The sequence below is a fragment of the Sulfitobacter dubius genome (assembly GCF_900113435.1).
In the GTDB taxonomy this organism is placed as follows: Bacteria; Pseudomonadota; Alphaproteobacteria; order Rhodobacterales; family Rhodobacteraceae; genus Sulfitobacter; species Sulfitobacter dubius.
Window position 1 is genome coordinate 44,603 of record NZ_FOPG01000003.1, and the last position, 14,392, is coordinate 58,994.

Sequence of the window (14,392 nt, forward strand, 5' to 3'; positions counted from 1 at the left end):
GGTTAGCCCTCGGCTACAGGCCGTGGCGGGTGGGTATCCTGACTGTCCTGTGGTGCCTCTGCGCGGTCGAACATGCCATAGTCACGGATCACATGGGCAATGCGCAGGTGATAGTCGGTAAAGATTCCCTCGCGCCCTGCCGCCTGCGCGCCGCGATGCGCGGTCAGCTTGCGCCAGTTCTCAACCGCTTCTTCATCGCGGAAAAAAGAGAGCGACAGTAGCTTTTCGGGGTTGGTCAGGCTTTGGAAGCGCTCGACCGAAATGAAGCCGTCGACCTCATCCAGCAGGGGCCGCATCTTGGCCGCGATGTCGAGGTATTCCCCACGGCGGTCGGGGTGGGGGAAGACTTCGAAAATGACGGCGATCATGATGGCTCCCGGCGGTTGCTGCCCCCATGCTTGCCCCAGACGCAGGGCAAAGAAAAGGCCCGGAGATTAATCTCCGGGCTTATGAGATCGCGCACTGCTATCCTATCGGACTAAACGCGCATACTGCAGAGACTGCGGCGGTGGTACTGATGTCTTTACGTCTTAATCAATCAGTGCCTTGACCAAGAGCGTTGCCGCTGCGGCGAGGTAGATGCTGTCGTCATGCGCGATGTAAACTTCGTCGCGGCGAGGTTGGGGAAGGCCCCGTGTGCGCCAGTTGTTGATAACGACTACTTCTTTTTTGCTGAAATGGTGGCCGATATCATGTTGATGGTGCCGTTTCGTGACCTTCTTGGTGTTCTGTTTCACCACCTTGGCCTTGTGGCTTTGCTTCTCTACCTTAGCCTTGGCGTTTTGGTTTACCGTCTTTGTCTTGTCGTAGTGACCGTCGTTTTCTTGAACGACAGCTCTTTGCGCCATGGCCGTTTGCGGCAGGGCGGTCATCGCGGTGACCGCTAAAGCAAAAATAGTCATGCATCGTTTTATGAAGGTCTGCATTGGGTCCATCCTTGTTGTTCAGTCCTTCTTGAACGTTCCAACAAGATACTTCCGTCGGTCGCCAGACGGGTGGCAATGCTAGGCTTTCCAAAAGGGCGCACGCACAGCCGTGAGCCGTGGGCCGGGGGCGGACCGGTTGTTCTGTGACGGACGGGTGGCAATTTGCGCTGCGACCTCTTCTGCGGTCTGCCCTTCGTAACCGGCCGCCACACAATCATTCACGCTGCCGTTATCATCCAGAAGAATCCGCAGGATACCGTCCAAAGCGCTATTTTTCGGGCTGAGATCCAACACAGGCAATGCTGCGCCTGCGGGCCCTTGCATCCAATCGCGGTGGGTCTCATTGCGCCAGTGACAAAGCGACTGAACCTCGGACTGGTAGAGGTCTTTGACAGGATTGAAATCGCCCCTCGGGACAGGCGCGGGCCCCATCGTTGCGACGGTTTTATTCTGTGGAGTGATCAACAGTGCCCCCGCATCATCCGCCAAGACCTGCAGCATCATACCGCGTAGACTGGGCGCGAAAGCATCTGTGCTTACCCCCGCCCCAAGCGCGGCCAGACTGTCGTGCAGCGTGGAATGAACGCGTTCCTCTTCAGGGATCGCAATCCGGCGAACATTCTCTGGCCCCAAAGCATCCAGCGCAATGGCCGTTGCCAGCGCGGCGTCATTCCCTTCGGCCTGTTCGATAAGCACCTGAGTGGAGCCCGTTTTCGCAACATGGTCCCGCAGGCCCACGACCATCGCGCGGTAGTCTCGTTCAGGCGCGTCTGGTTGGGGCGCGAAGCTGCCTGCCGCGATTTGCCAGCCCTCTGGGCCGCGCTCTAGATTGACATGGGCGATGGCGTCGTCAAATGCGGGCAGTTGCAGCGCCAGCCTGCCGCCGGGGTTCAGCGCGAATGAAGCACCATCAAACACCTGCTCTTCCTGTCCGCCGGTCATATTGAGGTAGATCAGCGGCAGCTCAGTCTCAATCACCCGCGCGACCATATGGTTCAGCCGCCGGTCCATCGCACCGCGTAGATGGGGTGCGGCATTTGGGATCAAAAGGAACTCGGCCCCGGTCTCGGCCTGTGTTTCGGCCACATCGCTTTCCCAGCCATCCGCGCCGATGGGAGAGCCGATCCGCAGCCCGTTCACCATATAGGGGCCGCTGATCGGGCCAGCGTCAAAGTGAGAGCGCGGCCCGCGGCTGTGTTGAAGCACCCGCTGGGCGATCTTGCCGCCCTGCAAAATCAGGTAGGCGTTATAGACCTGCGTGCCCTCGACCCACGGTGCGCCGAGTGCCAGTGCAGGGCCATCTGCGCAGTATTCGGCAAGCGTTTTCAAATGAGTCAGTACATCACGTTGAAAGGCAGGGTTGTGATGCAGCCTTTCGGCATCATGCCCGGTTAGGAACATCTCAGGCAGAGCAACCATCTGCGCGCCTGCGTCGCGGCCAGCTTCCCACGTTTTGCGTGCCAGTGCCGCATTTCCCGACAAATCGCCGACAGTCGGGTTCAATTGCCCAAGGGTGAGGCGAAAGCGGTCTGTCATAGCATGGCTCCGGGCTGGCTGGCGTTTGTCGGATGTAGCAGATCGGCGCAGGGGCGAAACCCCCGTGCGCCTGCGTGCCGCAGCGCTTGCTCCGCGTTGGATCGGCCGAAACCGGCGTGCCAGTCCTGCAAACACGTTGCCTCTGCTTCCTATCACCCGTAACCTCAGGGCAAATGACACTTAACGAGATCGGGAATTTCCGCCCATGTTGCACCGCAGCCTGCCCCTCTGTCTGATCGCCCTTCTGGCCACGCCGCTTGCGGCGCAGGACGGGCAGGTGCTGACCAAGGAATATGACGACGGCGGCATCTATGAAGGCACCTTTCAAGGCGGCCTTCAACATGGCAGCGGCACCTATAAGCTGCCCAACGGCTATGAATATTCCGGCGAATGGGTTGAGGGCGAGATCAAGGGCGAAGGCGTCGCGCGTTTCCCCAATGGATCGGTCTATGAGGGTAACTTTGCCAAGGGCAAACCCGAAGGTCTGGGCAAGATTACCTTTGCCGATGGCGGCACCTATGAGGGCGAATGGGAAGCCGGGGCAATCATGGGGCAAGGCGTGGCGATCTACGCCAATGGCGTGCGCTATGAGGGTGAGTTCCGCAATGCCAAGCACCACGGCAAGGGCGTGATGCAAAGCCCCGGCGGCTATGAGTACAAGGGCGACTGGGTTGATGGCGTCAAACAGGGCGTCGGCACGATCACCTACCCCGATGGCGCGGTCTATGAAGGCGAGATCGAAGGCGGCAAACGCAGTGGCGAGGGCACGCTGACCATGCCCGACGGTCTGATTTATGTCGGCCTGTGGAAAGACGGCCAGATCGACGGCACCGGGACGCTGACCCAGCCCAATGGCGATGTTTACGAAGGCACCTTGGTCGCGGGCCGCCGTGAAGGCAAAGGCAAGGTCACCTATGAAAACGGCGACATCTATGAGGGTGACTTCAAAGACGACCGCCGTGACGGGCAGGGCACTTTCACCGGTACCGATGGCTATGTCTACACCGGCTCTTGGGTCGCCGGGCAGATCGAGGGGGAGGGTCAGGTGACCTATCCCGACGGGTCCGTTTACGTTGGCACCTTTCGCAATGATCTGGCCGATGGCACGGGCAAGATCACTTACCCCGATGGATCGACCTATGAGGGCGCTTGGGTGGCAGGCGTGATCGAAGGCGAAGGCATCGCGACCTATACCAATGGCGTGGTCTATGAGGGCGAATTCAAAGACGCCCGCAACCACGGCCAAGGGGTGATGACCTACGCCGATGGCTACCGCTATGAAGGTGGCTGGCAGGATGGTCAGCGCCATGGGCAGGGCAAGGCGACTTATCCCGATGGGACTGTCTATGAGGGCGAGTTCGCCGAAGGCCAGCGCCATGGCAAAGGCAAGATCACCATGGCCAGCGGCTTTGTCTACGAAGGCGACTGGACCGACGGGGAGATCGAAGGGCAGGGCGTGGCGACCTATGCCAATGGCGATGTCTATGAAGGCACCTTTAAAGCAGGCAAACGTCAAGGCAACGGCACCATGCGCTATGCCAGCGGCGAGGAAGCCTCGGGCGATTGGGAGAACGGCGCGTTGAGTGATGGGGCTGCTGAGGCAGCGCCGGAAGCCGAGGCAGAAGCACCCGAGGAAGAGACGCTGCCTGCGGATGAGACCCCGGCGGAAACTGCCGGTGGAGAAGGAGCCGCCGCAGAAGAGGCCCCTGAGCAAAGCGTCGAGGAAGACACCTCAGAGGTTGTGCCCGCGCCGACCGGCACCCCGGCAGACGGCGGCTGACCCCCGCCTTTACTGGACAACGCCCGCGCCCTGTGGCAAGCCCGCGCGCAACAGGAGTACGCCAGATGTCCAACCCAACGATCACCCGTTTCGCCCCGTCCCCCACTGGCTATATCCACGTGGGCAACCTGCGCACCGCGCTGATGAACTACCTCATCGCGCGCAAGGCGGGCGGCACTTTCATCCTGCGCATCGACGACACCGATCCCGAGCGCAGCCGCGAAGAATATGTCGATGGCATCAAGCAAGACCTCGAATGGTTGGGGCTGGAATGGGATCGGGTCGAACGTCAATCCGAGCGGCTGGACCGCTACCACGCCGCCGCCGAAGACCTGCGCGAAAAGGGCCGTTTTTACGAGGCCTTCGAGACGCCGACGGAGCTGGACCTCAAGCGCAAAAAGCAGCTCAATATGGGCAAGCCGCCGGTCTATGACCGCGCTGCGCTGAAACTCAGCGACGAAGAGAAAAACGCCCTGCGCGCCGAGCGTGGTGATGGTGTCTGGCGGTTCAAGCTCGATCACCAGCGGATCGAATGGGATGACGGTATCTTGGGCGATATCTCAATCGACGCGGCCTCGGTCAGCGATCCGGTGCTGATCCGCGGCGATGGGCAGATTCTTTATACTCTGGCGAGCGTCGTGGACGACACCGATATGGGCGTGACACATGTCGTGCGCGGCTCGGACCATGTGACCAATACGGCGACGCAAATTCAGATCATGCAGGCTTTGGGCAATGGCGCCGTGCCGTCCTTTGCGCATCACTCACTGCTGACCGGGCCGCAGGGCGAGGCGCTGAGCAAACGCTTGGGCACACTGGCATTGCGCGATCTGCGTGAGCAGGGGGTGCAGCCCTTCGCGCTCTTGAGCCTGATGGCGCGGTTGGGGTCGTCGGATCCGGTGGAACTGCGCAACGACATGGCGCAATTGATTGAGGGGTTTGATATCAACCGCTTTGGCTCGGCTCCGACCAAGTTCGACGTGCAGGACCTCTTCCCGCTGACGGGGCGCTACCTGCAGCAACTGCCGCTTGAGGCCGTGGCCGATGATATCGCCGCGATTGGCGTGCCTGAGGACAAAGCCGCGCAGTTCTGGGCGGTCACCCGGGAGAATATCTCGACGCTAAAAGATCTGGGCCCATGGTGGGCCATGTTCCGCGACGGGGCCGAGCCGGTGATTGCCGAGGAAGACCGCGAGTTTGTAGCGCAGGCGATGCTGCTGCTGCCGGAGATGCCGTTTGATGAGACCACATGGTCAAGCTGGACCGCCGCGGTCAAAGAGGCCACGGGACGCAAGGGGCGCGGGTTGTTCCGGCCCTTGCGTTTGGCGCTGACGGGGCAAGAACACGGGCCGGAGATGGCGCAGGTGATGCCGTTGCTGCAGAACGTGAAGGCGCGCGGCTGAACAGACCGAGCGACCGGGGGCCCTGCCCCCGGACCCCGGCGGGTATTTGAAAAAGGATGAAGGAGGTTTGGGGGCTGTGCTTGCGGCCCTCAGAAGTTCTTTGCCGCGAAGGTGGTTTCTTCGCGTTGTTTGATCTGCACCGACAGGCGGTTCATGTGCTGGTCGACCACGGTGGTTTCCGCCTCCGTCAGCGTTTGGTGGCGCGGGTAGATCGGCGCGGCGCGGTCGTCGAGAATGGGCGTGTCCCAGCCATCGGTCGTGTCGAAGAAACGTGCCGCGCCATCGGTGCCGAATTCCCGCAGGAAGCCTTGGACCACCACGTCGAGGTAGCTCAGCAGGATGACGTGATCGCCGTGGTCTACCGCGATGTCGGCGGGGATGGCGTAATGGGCGATGTCGGGGGCGGGGGCCAGATCATGCACCACCGCGCCGCCTGAGGCGTGGCGCTCGTAGCTGTATTCGCGCTTGTCCAGTGCGGCCCAGTCTGCACCCGGCACCGCAGCGATCAGCCCGTCGATGCGGGTGGCGGGATTTTGCACCACTGAGAGATAGACGATATCGCGGCCCTCGGTTCGGACCCATTGCCGCCGCCAACCGTCAAGCTGCGCCGGGCGGGCGTCCGGGTAGCTGTGGGTGTTGCGGTTCACAAGGCTGCCGTAGCCAAAGAAATAGGGGGTCATGCGGGGTGCTTTCCGTTTGCCATGTCGCGCGCAACAAAACATGTGCCGCATCTGCCTACAAGCACGCTTGACGCAGAGGTATGCGGCAGCATACGAAAGGCCAAATCGTCACGGGAGAATCGGTTAACACCGATGCCGAAGGAGCAACCGCCCCGGAAACTCTCAGGCCCCAGGACCGTGACGTGACCAAGACTCTGGAGAGATGCGCGGATGCGCACGCCGAAGGGATAACGATCTCAGGCGGAAGGACAGAGGGGGCATCATGCGCGGCAGCAGCGGCGCTAAGGTGCCGGCATGGTCAAAAGGTCATCCGGAAGCGACAGGAAAGGCGAACCGGATGAGCGATCTCAAGCAGACGGCATTGCATGATTTGCATGTGGAACTGGGGGCCAAGATGGTGCCCTTCGCGGGCTATTCCATGCCCGTGCAATACCCCCTTGGCGTAATGAAAGAGCATCTGCACACCCGCGCCGCCGCCGGGTTGTTCGATGTGAGCCATATGGGGCAGGTCGTCGTCCGGGCGAAGTCTGGCAGCTATGATGATGCGGCCTTGGCGATGGAGAGCCTCGTGCCGGTTGATGTGTTGGGCCTCGGTGAGATGCGCCAGCGCTATGCGATGTTCACCGATCCCAATGGCGGCATTCTGGACGATTTGATGTTGGCCAATCTGGGCGATCATCTGTTTGTTGTCGTGAATGCTGGGTGCAAGGATGACGATATTGCTCTGATGAAAGAGGCGCTGTCGGACCGTTGTGGCATCGAGGTCTTGGATGACCGCGCGTTGCTGGCCCTTCAGGGGCCGAAAGCCGAAGCGGCGCTGGCGCGGTTTCAGCCGTCGGTGGCGGATATGAAATTTATGGATGTTGCCAAGGATGTCGACATTGACGGGATCACCGTCACCCTGTCGCGCTCGGGCTATACGGGCGAGGATGGCTACGAGATTTCGGTCGCGAATGACGATGCCGTGGCCTTGGCGCGCAAGCTCTTGGCGCTGGAGGAGGTCGAGCCCATTGGTTTGGGCGCGCGTGACAGTCTGCGGTTGGAGGGCGGGTTGTGCCTTTATGGTCATGACATCGACACCACCACCACGCCGGTTGAGGCGGCACTGAACTGGGCAATCCAGAAGGTGCGCCGCAATGATGGTGAGCGTGCGGGCGGTTTCCCCGGTGCCGGTGTGATCTTGCAACAACTGGCCGATGGTGCGCCACGCAAGCGGGTGGGGCTGCTGCCCGAGGGCCGTGCACCAATGCGTGAGGGTGTGGCGATCTTTGATGCGGCCGAGGGCGGTAATGAAGTCGGCACCGTCACCTCCGGCGGCTTTGGTCCGACGGTTGGCGGCCCCGTTGCCATGGGCTATGTCACCGCCGAGCATGCGAAGGTCGATACGCCGCTTTGGGGCGAGGTACGCGGCAAGCGCTTGCCATTGACTGTCACGAAAATGCCGTTCGTCGCGGCGAACTTCAAACGCTGAATCTACACAGGGAAATCTGATATGAAATTTACCGAAGAACATGAATGGCTGCGCGTCGAGGGTGACGAAGTGGTCGTGGGCATCACCACACATGCCGCCGAGCAGCTGGGCGATGTGGTCTTTGTCGAACTGCCCGAGGAAGGCACCGTCGTTAGCAAGGATGACGAGGTGGTCGTGATCGAATCCGTCAAGGCGGCGTCGGACATTCTGGCCCCCATTGACGGTGAAATCACCGAGGTGAACTCTGCGCTGACCGACAACCCCAGCATGGTGAATGATGATCCGCAGGGCGAGGCGTGGTTCTTTAAGCTGAAGTTCACCGATGCCAGCCAGATGGACGACTTCATGGACGAAGCAACCTATCAAAAATTTATCGGCTAAACGGCTTTGATGTCGGCAGGTCCGGCATCTTGAACTGATCTATTGCGTCGCCTTTGGGCGGCGCACCACAAACAGGGGGCGCCGCTGCCGCGCCGTGACGAGGAACCCGATATGAGCTTTAAGCCCACCGACTATTTGCCATATGACTTCGCCAACCGGCGTCACATTGGCCCGTCCCCTTCCGAGATGTCGCAGATGCTTGACACCGTGGGCGCCGAGAGCCTCGACGCGCTGATCGACGACACGATGCCCAAGGCGATCCGCGCCAAAGAGCCGCTCGATTTTGGCAAGGCGATGAGCGAGCGCGAAGTGCTGGAGCACATGCGGACCATTGCGGGCAAGAACAAGGTGCTTACCAGCCTGATCGGGCAGGGCTACCACGGCACCGTCACGCCCCCGGCGATCCAACGCAATATTCTGGAGAACCCGGCGTGGTACACGGCCTATACGCCCTACCAGCCTGAGATTTCGCAGGGTCGCCTTGAGGCGCTGCTGAACTTCCAGACGATGGTGAGCGATCTGACCGGGCTGGAGATTGCTAACGCCTCGCTGCTGGATGAAGCCACCGCCTGCGCCGAGGCGATGACCATGGCGCTGCGTGGGTCGAAATCCAAGGCGATGGCCTTTTTCGTGGACCGCGACTGCCACCCGCAGAACATCGCCGTGATGAAAACCCGCGCCGAGCCGCTGGGCATTGAGGTGATCGTTGGTGACCCCGACAAGATGGAGGCTGACAAGGTCTTTGGTGCGATCTTCCAATACCCCGGCACCTACGGCCATGTGCGCGACTTCACCGATCATATGACCGCGCTGCACGATGCTAAGGCCATCGGCATTGTCACCGCCGACCCGCTGGCGCTGACGCTGTTGAAAGAGCCGGGCGCGATGGGCGCGGATATTGCCGTGGGCTCGACCCAGCGGTTCGGTGTGCCCGAAGGCTACGGCGGTCCGCACGCCGCCTATATGGCCTGCCGCGACGGGATGAAGCGCTCCATGCCGGGACGGATTGTCGGCGTATCTATCGACGCCCATGGCAACCGCGCTTACCGCCTGTCCTTGCAGACCCGCGAGCAGCACATCCGCCGCGAGAAGGCGACCTCCAACGTCTGCACCGCGCAGGCGCTCTTGGCAGTCATGGCGTCGATGTATGCCGTATTCCACGGGCCTGAGGGGCTGAAGGCCATCGCGCAGCGCATCCATCGCAAGACCGTGCGTCTGGCCAAGGGGCTGGAAGCGGCGGGCTTCAAGGTCGATCCGAAAGCCTATTTTGACACGATCACCGTTGATGTCGGCCCGTTGCAGGCCGCGGTGATGAAATCCGCTGTGGATGAGGGCATCAACCTGCGCCGCGTGGGCGAGACCCGCGTCGGAATTTCGTTGGATGAACGCACCCGGCCCGATACCATCGAAGCGGTCTGGCGCGCCTTTGGCATCCGTCAGGCGGATGACGATTTCACGGCTGAGTATCGCCTGCCCGACGCGATGGTGCGCACCAGCGATTACCTCACGCACCCGATCTTTCACATGAACCGGGCCGAGACCGAGATGATGCGTTACATGCGCCGCCTCGCGGACCGTGATCTGGCTTTGGACCGGGCGATGATCCCGCTCGGCTCCTGTACCATGAAGCTGAACTCGGCGGCTGAGATGATGCCGGTGACTTGGCGGGAATTCTCGCTCATCCACCCCTTTGTGCCCGCCGATCAGGCGCTCGGCTACAAGGAAATGATCGACGATCTTTCCGACAAGCTCTGCGACATTACCGGTTATGACGCGATCTCCATGCAGCCGAACTCCGGCGCGCAGGGCGAATATGCGGGTCTGCTGACCATCGCCGCCTACCACCGCGAACAGGGGCAGGGGCACCGCAACATCTGTCTGATCCCGATGAGTGCGCATGGCACCAACCCGGCCTCGGCGCAGATGGTTGGCTGGAAGGTTGTGGTCATCAAGACGGCGGCCAACGGTGACATCGACCTCGACGATTTCCGTGCCAAGGCGGAGCAGCACAGCGAGAACCTTGCCGGTTGCATGATCACCTATCCTTCGACCCACGGCGTCTTTGAGGAAACCGTGCATGAGGTGACCAAAATCACCCATGACCACGGCGGTCAGGTCTATATCGACGGCGCGAATATGAACGCCATGGTGGGCCTGTCGCGCCCCGGCGATCTGGGCGGCGACGTGAGCCACCTGAACCTGCACAAGACCTTCTGCATTCCGCATGGCGGCGGCGGCCCCGGCATGGGTCCGATCGGCGTCAAATCGCACCTGATCCCGCATCTGCCGGGCCATCCGAATGAGGAAGGCACTGCGGTCTCGGCGGCGCCCTACGGCTCGCCGTCGCTGCTGCCGATCTCTTGGTCCTACTGCCTGATGATGGGCGGGGACGGGCTGACACAGGCGACCCGTGCCGCGATCCTCAACGCCAACTACATCGCCAAGCGCCTCGAAGGGGCTTACGACGTGCTCTACAAAGGCCCCACAGGCCGAGTTGCGCATGAGTGCATCATCGATGTGCGCCCCTATGAAGAAACCGCAGGCGTGACCAACGAAGATGTTGCCAAACGTCTGGTCGACTGCGGCTTCCACGCGCCGACAATGTCTTGGCCGGTTGCGGGCACGCTGATGGTGGAACCGACGGAGTCCGAGACCAAGGCCGAGCTTGACCGCTTCTGTGATGCGATGTTGGCGATCCGCGAAGAAATTCGCGAGATCGAGGAAGGGCGCATGGACCGCGCCAACAATCCGCTCAAGAACGCGCCGCATACGGTGGAGGATCTGGTGGTGGAATGGGGCGACCGGCCCTACAGCCGTGAGCAGGGCTGCTTCCCCCCGGGCGCCTTCCGCGTCGACAAATACTGGCCGCCGGTCAACCGCGTCGACAACGTGCATGGCGACCGCAACCTGATCTGCACCTGCCCACCGTTGGAAGACTACGCCGAAGCGGCAGAGTAATCAGGGCACAAAGAAAGCCAAAGGGCGCGGGTTCATTCCTGCGCCCTTAGCATATCCGCGGGGCGCGCGTTCAGCGCCTTCAGCGCAAAGCCCAAGCCCGCCAGTACCGTCGCCAACACGCCGCCCGCGATGATCATCAGCGCATTGGGCCAGACCACGGCGAAATCGGTCTCCATGACATAATGACTTACCGCCCAGCCCCCGGTGATCCCGGCCAGCAGCGCCACCGCACCGGCAAAGAGACCGAGCAAGCCCGCCCGCAGCACAAAGCTGGTGGCGATGGCTCGGCGTGATGCGCCCATGGTCTTGAGCAGCGCCGCCTCATAACTGCGCGCCCCGGTGCCCGCTGCTGCTGCGCCGATCAGCACCATGAAGCCGGTAGCGAGCGTCGCCAGTGCGCCAAAGGAGATGGCCGAGGCCAGCCCGGCAAGCACCGCTGCCACGCGGTCGATGGCGTCCCGCACCCGGATCGCGGTGATGTTGGGATACTCGCCGGCAAGGTCACGCAGGATCGCCGCTTCGGCCTCAGGCTCGGCATAGACGGTTGAGATGAAGCTATGCGGTGCACCCGATAGGGCAGCGGGATTCATCGTCAGTACAAAACCGATCCCGGCGGTGGAGAAATCGACCTCGCGGAAGCTGGTGATCGTGCCGGTGATGTCGCGGCCAAGGATGTTGACAGTAAGAGTGTCACCCAACTCCACCCCGATCTCTTCGGCCTCTTCGGCGGCAAAGCTGATGAGCGGCGGGCCGTTGTAATCTTCGGGCCACCATTCGCCTTCGGTGATCCGCGTGTCTTCGCCCGGCAGAGCGGCATAGGTCACGCCCCTGTCACCACGCACGACCCAATGATCGCCCGCGACTTCGCGGGCAGGGCGGCCATTGATCTCGGTTATAACCCCGCGCAGCATCGGCGCGCTTTCGATGCGCGAGACCGCCGGATCGCCTTCCAGCCGTGCGGTGTATCCCGGCATTTGATCCTTCTGGATATCGACGAAAAAGTAGGAAGGCGCCACATCCGGCAGGTTGCCCGCAATCGCGCGGCGCAGGTTGCCATCAATCTGTCCGACAGCGGCGAGAACCGACAGGCCGAGGCCGAGCGCCAGCACGACTGCCGTGGCCCCTTCGCCCGGCCCGCCAATCGCGGCCAGCGCCCACCGCAGCCGCGGATGCCCGCGTGCGCGTCGGGCCGCGGCGCGGGAAATCAGGCGCAACAGGGCAGCGGCGAGCGCCAGAACGGCCAGCGTCGCGGCCAGCCCGCCAAGTGTCCAAAGCGTGAGGGACCATGACCCGTTGAACCAGCTCGCGAGCGCCAGCAGCGCCGCCAAAAGCGCGGCAATGGCGATGAGATAGGGCACAGCAGGCCAGGGCGATTGGCGCTGCCAGCCGTCGCGGAACAGGGTCGCGGCACGCACGTCAGCGCTGCGGGCAAGCGGCCAAAGGGTGAAGAGCGCGGCAGTTAGGAGGCCATAGAGCGCGGCTTCGATCAGGGGCATGGGATAGATTGCGAAACGGGCGGGCAGGGGCAAGCTGGCCTCGATCAGCGGCGACAGCAGCAGCGGCAGTCCTGCGCCGATCAGCAGGCCAAGCGCCACGCCCATCACGGCCAGTATACCCACTTGGATGAAATAGGTCTGAAAGATCGTCGCCCGCGTTGCCCCCATTGCGCGGAACGTGGCGATCACGGCGGTCTTGCGTTGCAGATAGGCGCGCACAGCTGCGGCCACACCGACGCCTCCAACCGCCAGCCCGGAAAGCCCCACCAGCACCAGAAACGCGCTGAGCCGTTCGACAAACCGCGCCACGCCGGGCGCGCCGTTGCGTGCATCGGTCCAGCGCATCCCGGCATCGGCAAAGCGCTCTTTCGCCTCGGCCTCGAGCGGGTCAAGGGCGGTGCCCTCGGGCAGCTCTAGTCTGTATTTGCTGTTGAACAGCGTACCAGAAGCCAGCAGCCCCGACCCTTCGAGTGCATCGCGCAGAACCAGCGTGCGCGGGCCGAGAGAAAAGCCGCTGGCGGCGGAATCCGGTTCGCGTTGGATCAGAGCAGAGAGGGTGAATTCAGCCTCACCAAGAGCGAAAGTATCACCGGGAACGAGTGCGAGGCGGTCGGCCAGCGCACGCTCCATCACCGCGCCGGGCAGGCCCGTGGCGTCAGGCCCAAGGGCGTCGGCAAGGGGCATGGCGGGGTCCAGTACCATCTGCCCAATCAGCGGATAGAGATCATCAACAGCTTTGACCTGCGTCAGCGCGCGCTCGGATGTGTCGCCTTGGCCTTTCACGGCCATTGAACGGAATTCGACAATCTCGGACACGCGCGTCGCCCGTGCGGCCATCCAGTCACGCTCATCCGCACTGGCAAAACGATAGGTGAAATCAAGCTCGGCATCGCCGCCCAAAAGTGCGGCTCCTTCGGCTTCCAACCCTGCTTCAATCGCCGCGCGGACGGTCCCGACAGCGGCCAGCGCGGCCACGCCGAGCGCAAGACAGGCCAGCAGCAGGCGAAAGCCGCGCAGGCCGCCGCGCATTTCCCGGCGGGCGAAACGGGCGGCAAGACGTAGGCTCATACGATGCGCCCGTCGGCCAGTTGCACCACCCGGTCGCAGCGTTGCGCCAGATCATCGGCATGGGTCACCAGCACCAGCGTTGCACCATGGCGGTCGCGCAACTCAAACAGCAGGTCCATGATCGCGGCCCCGTTGCGGCTGTCGAGGCTCCCTGTCGGTTCATCCGCCAACAGAATGGCCGGGCGCGGTGCTGCGGCGCGGGCCAACGCCACGCGCTGTTGCTCGCCGCCCGACATCTGTGCGGGATATTGGTCGATCCGGTGGCCCAGCCCCACGGCCTCAAGCTCGGCCCGGGCGCGGTCAAAGGCGTCGTCCGCCCCCGAAAGCTCCAGCGGCGTGGCGACATTCTCAAGCGCGGTCATGGTGGGGATAAGGTGGAAAGACTGAAAGACGATCCCCATGCGCCCTTGCCGAAACTGGGCCAAACCATCTTCACGCAGCGCGCTGAGATCATGGCCGAGGGCCACAACCTTGCCGCCCGTGGCACGCTCTAGCCCGCCCATGACCATCAGAAGCGAGGATTTGCCCGACCCCGAGGCGCCGGTTAGCGCAATGCTCTCGCCCTGCTGGACCTGCAGCGAAATGCCGCGCAGGATATCGACGGTCCCGGCATTGCCCTTGAGGCTTAGCGTGACATCTTGAAGGTCATAGACAGGGTTGCTCATCAGGCCGCCTTTGTTCTGAGTATCAGTT

At 62.5% G+C, this 14,392-nt stretch carries 11 protein-coding genes and 1 riboswitch; of the genes, 5 read left to right on the top strand and 6 right to left on the bottom strand.

Translation table 11 applies throughout. The features are described 5' to 3' along the window. Nucleotides 1-2 precede the first annotated feature (2 nt). The 3 genes from BM229_RS12665 to BM229_RS12675 all read right to left on the bottom strand — a co-directional run bounded on the left by BM229_RS12665 (nt 3) and on the right by BM229_RS12675 (nt 2,462). Nucleotides 3-368: an antibiotic biosynthesis monooxygenase family protein gene (locus BM229_RS12665; protein WP_093928025.1), complete on the bottom strand. Its 366-nt coding sequence runs from the start codon at nt 366-368 to the stop codon at nt 3-5. 162 nt (nt 369-530) lie between these two features. Continuing rightward, nucleotides 531-926: a hypothetical protein gene (locus BM229_RS12670; protein WP_093928026.1), complete on the bottom strand. Its 396-nt coding sequence runs from the start codon at nt 924-926 to the stop codon at nt 531-533. A 78-nt stretch (nt 927-1,004) separates the two neighbouring features. Next, entirely contained in the window at nt 1,005-2,462 is a 1,458-nt protein-coding gene (locus tag BM229_RS12675) for a nitrilase-related carbon-nitrogen hydrolase (protein WP_093928027.1), read from the bottom strand. Between the two features lie 205 nt (nt 2,463-2,667). Between BM229_RS12675 and BM229_RS12680 the strand changes: the two genes are divergently transcribed. Beyond that, nucleotides 2,668-4,242 (top strand): MORN repeat-containing protein, encoded by a 1,575-nt coding sequence (locus tag BM229_RS12680; protein ID WP_093928028.1) that lies wholly within the window; start codon nt 2,668-2,670, stop codon nt 4,240-4,242. Nucleotides 4,243-4,307: 65 nt separating this feature from the next. Beyond that, entirely contained in the window at nt 4,308-5,645 is a 1,338-nt protein-coding gene (gltX, locus tag BM229_RS12685; RefSeq protein WP_093928029.1) for a glutamate--tRNA ligase, read from the top strand. Between the two features lie 89 nt (nt 5,646-5,734). On the opposite strand, the gene BM229_RS12690 is transcribed toward gltX, so the two are convergent. After that, the gene (locus tag BM229_RS12690; protein WP_093928030.1) at nt 5,735-6,325 is read right to left on the bottom strand and encodes a gamma-glutamylcyclotransferase family protein; all 591 of its coding nucleotides are present in this window, start codon (nt 6,323-6,325) and stop codon (nt 5,735-5,737) included. A 101-nt stretch (nt 6,326-6,426) separates the two neighbouring features. After that, nucleotides 6,427-6,513, top strand: a riboswitch (glycine riboswitch). A 149-nt stretch (nt 6,514-6,662) separates the two neighbouring features. On the opposite strand from BM229_RS12690, the gene gcvT reads away from it, so the two are divergent. The 3 genes from gcvT to gcvP all read left to right on the top strand — a co-directional run bounded on the left by gcvT (nt 6,663) and on the right by gcvP (nt 11,135). Next, nucleotides 6,663-7,796: a glycine cleavage system aminomethyltransferase GcvT gene (gene gcvT / locus BM229_RS12695; RefSeq protein ID WP_093928602.1), complete on the top strand. Its 1,134-nt coding sequence runs from the start codon at nt 6,663-6,665 to the stop codon at nt 7,794-7,796. Nucleotides 7,797-7,817: 21 nt separating this feature from the next. After that, nucleotides 7,818-8,177 (top strand): glycine cleavage system protein GcvH, encoded by a 360-nt coding sequence (gene gcvH / locus BM229_RS12700; protein ID WP_093928031.1) that lies wholly within the window; start codon nt 7,818-7,820, stop codon nt 8,175-8,177. Nucleotides 8,178-8,288: 111 nt separating this feature from the next. Then, nucleotides 8,289-11,135, top strand: coding sequence for an aminomethyl-transferring glycine dehydrogenase (gene gcvP, locus BM229_RS12705; RefSeq protein ID WP_093928032.1), 2,847 nt, complete (start codon nt 8,289-8,291; stop codon nt 11,133-11,135). 32 nt (nt 11,136-11,167) lie between these two features. Here gcvP and BM229_RS12710 read toward each other — a convergent pair whose 3' ends face one another. Then, nucleotides 11,168-13,699 (bottom strand): ABC transporter permease, encoded by a 2,532-nt coding sequence (locus BM229_RS12710; RefSeq protein ID WP_093928033.1) that lies wholly within the window; start codon nt 13,697-13,699, stop codon nt 11,168-11,170. Then, a complete protein-coding gene (locus BM229_RS12715) occupies nt 13,696-14,364 on the bottom strand; it encodes an ABC transporter ATP-binding protein (RefSeq protein WP_093928034.1) in 669 nt (222 codons plus the stop codon). Before BM229_RS12715 ends, BM229_RS12710 begins: the two co-directional genes overlap by 4 nt. Nucleotides 14,365-14,392 lie beyond the last annotated feature (28 nt).

What these genes read in the sequence shown, in the direction of transcription:
- BM229_RS12665 (WP_093928025.1), bottom strand. Translation starts at nt 368, where the DNA reads ATGATCGCCGTCATTTTCGAAGTCTTCCCCCACCCCGACCGCCGTGGG.
- BM229_RS12670 (WP_093928026.1), bottom strand. Translation starts at nt 926, where the DNA reads ATGCAGACCTTCATAAAACGATGCATGACTATTTTTGCTTTAGCGGTC.
- BM229_RS12675 (WP_093928027.1), bottom strand. Translation starts at nt 2,462, where the DNA reads ATGACAGACCGCTTTCGCCTCACCCTTGGGCAATTGAACCCGACTGTC.
- BM229_RS12680 (WP_093928028.1), top strand. Translation starts at nt 2,668, where the DNA reads ATGTTGCACCGCAGCCTGCCCCTCTGTCTGATCGCCCTTCTGGCCACG.
- gltX (WP_093928029.1), top strand. Translation starts at nt 4,308, where the DNA reads ATGTCCAACCCAACGATCACCCGTTTCGCCCCGTCCCCCACTGGCTAT.
- BM229_RS12690 (WP_093928030.1), bottom strand. Translation starts at nt 6,325, where the DNA reads ATGACCCCCTATTTCTTTGGCTACGGCAGCCTTGTGAACCGCAACACC.
- gcvT (WP_093928602.1), top strand. Translation starts at nt 6,663, where the DNA reads ATGAGCGATCTCAAGCAGACGGCATTGCATGATTTGCATGTGGAACTG.
- gcvH (WP_093928031.1), top strand. Translation starts at nt 7,818, where the DNA reads ATGAAATTTACCGAAGAACATGAATGGCTGCGCGTCGAGGGTGACGAA.
- gcvP (WP_093928032.1), top strand. Translation starts at nt 8,289, where the DNA reads ATGAGCTTTAAGCCCACCGACTATTTGCCATATGACTTCGCCAACCGG.
- BM229_RS12710 (WP_093928033.1), bottom strand. Translation starts at nt 13,699, where the DNA reads ATGAGCCTACGTCTTGCCGCCCGTTTCGCCCGCCGGGAAATGCGCGGC.
- BM229_RS12715 (WP_093928034.1), bottom strand. Translation starts at nt 14,364, where the DNA reads ATGAGCAACCCTGTCTATGACCTTCAAGATGTCACGCTAAGCCTCAAG.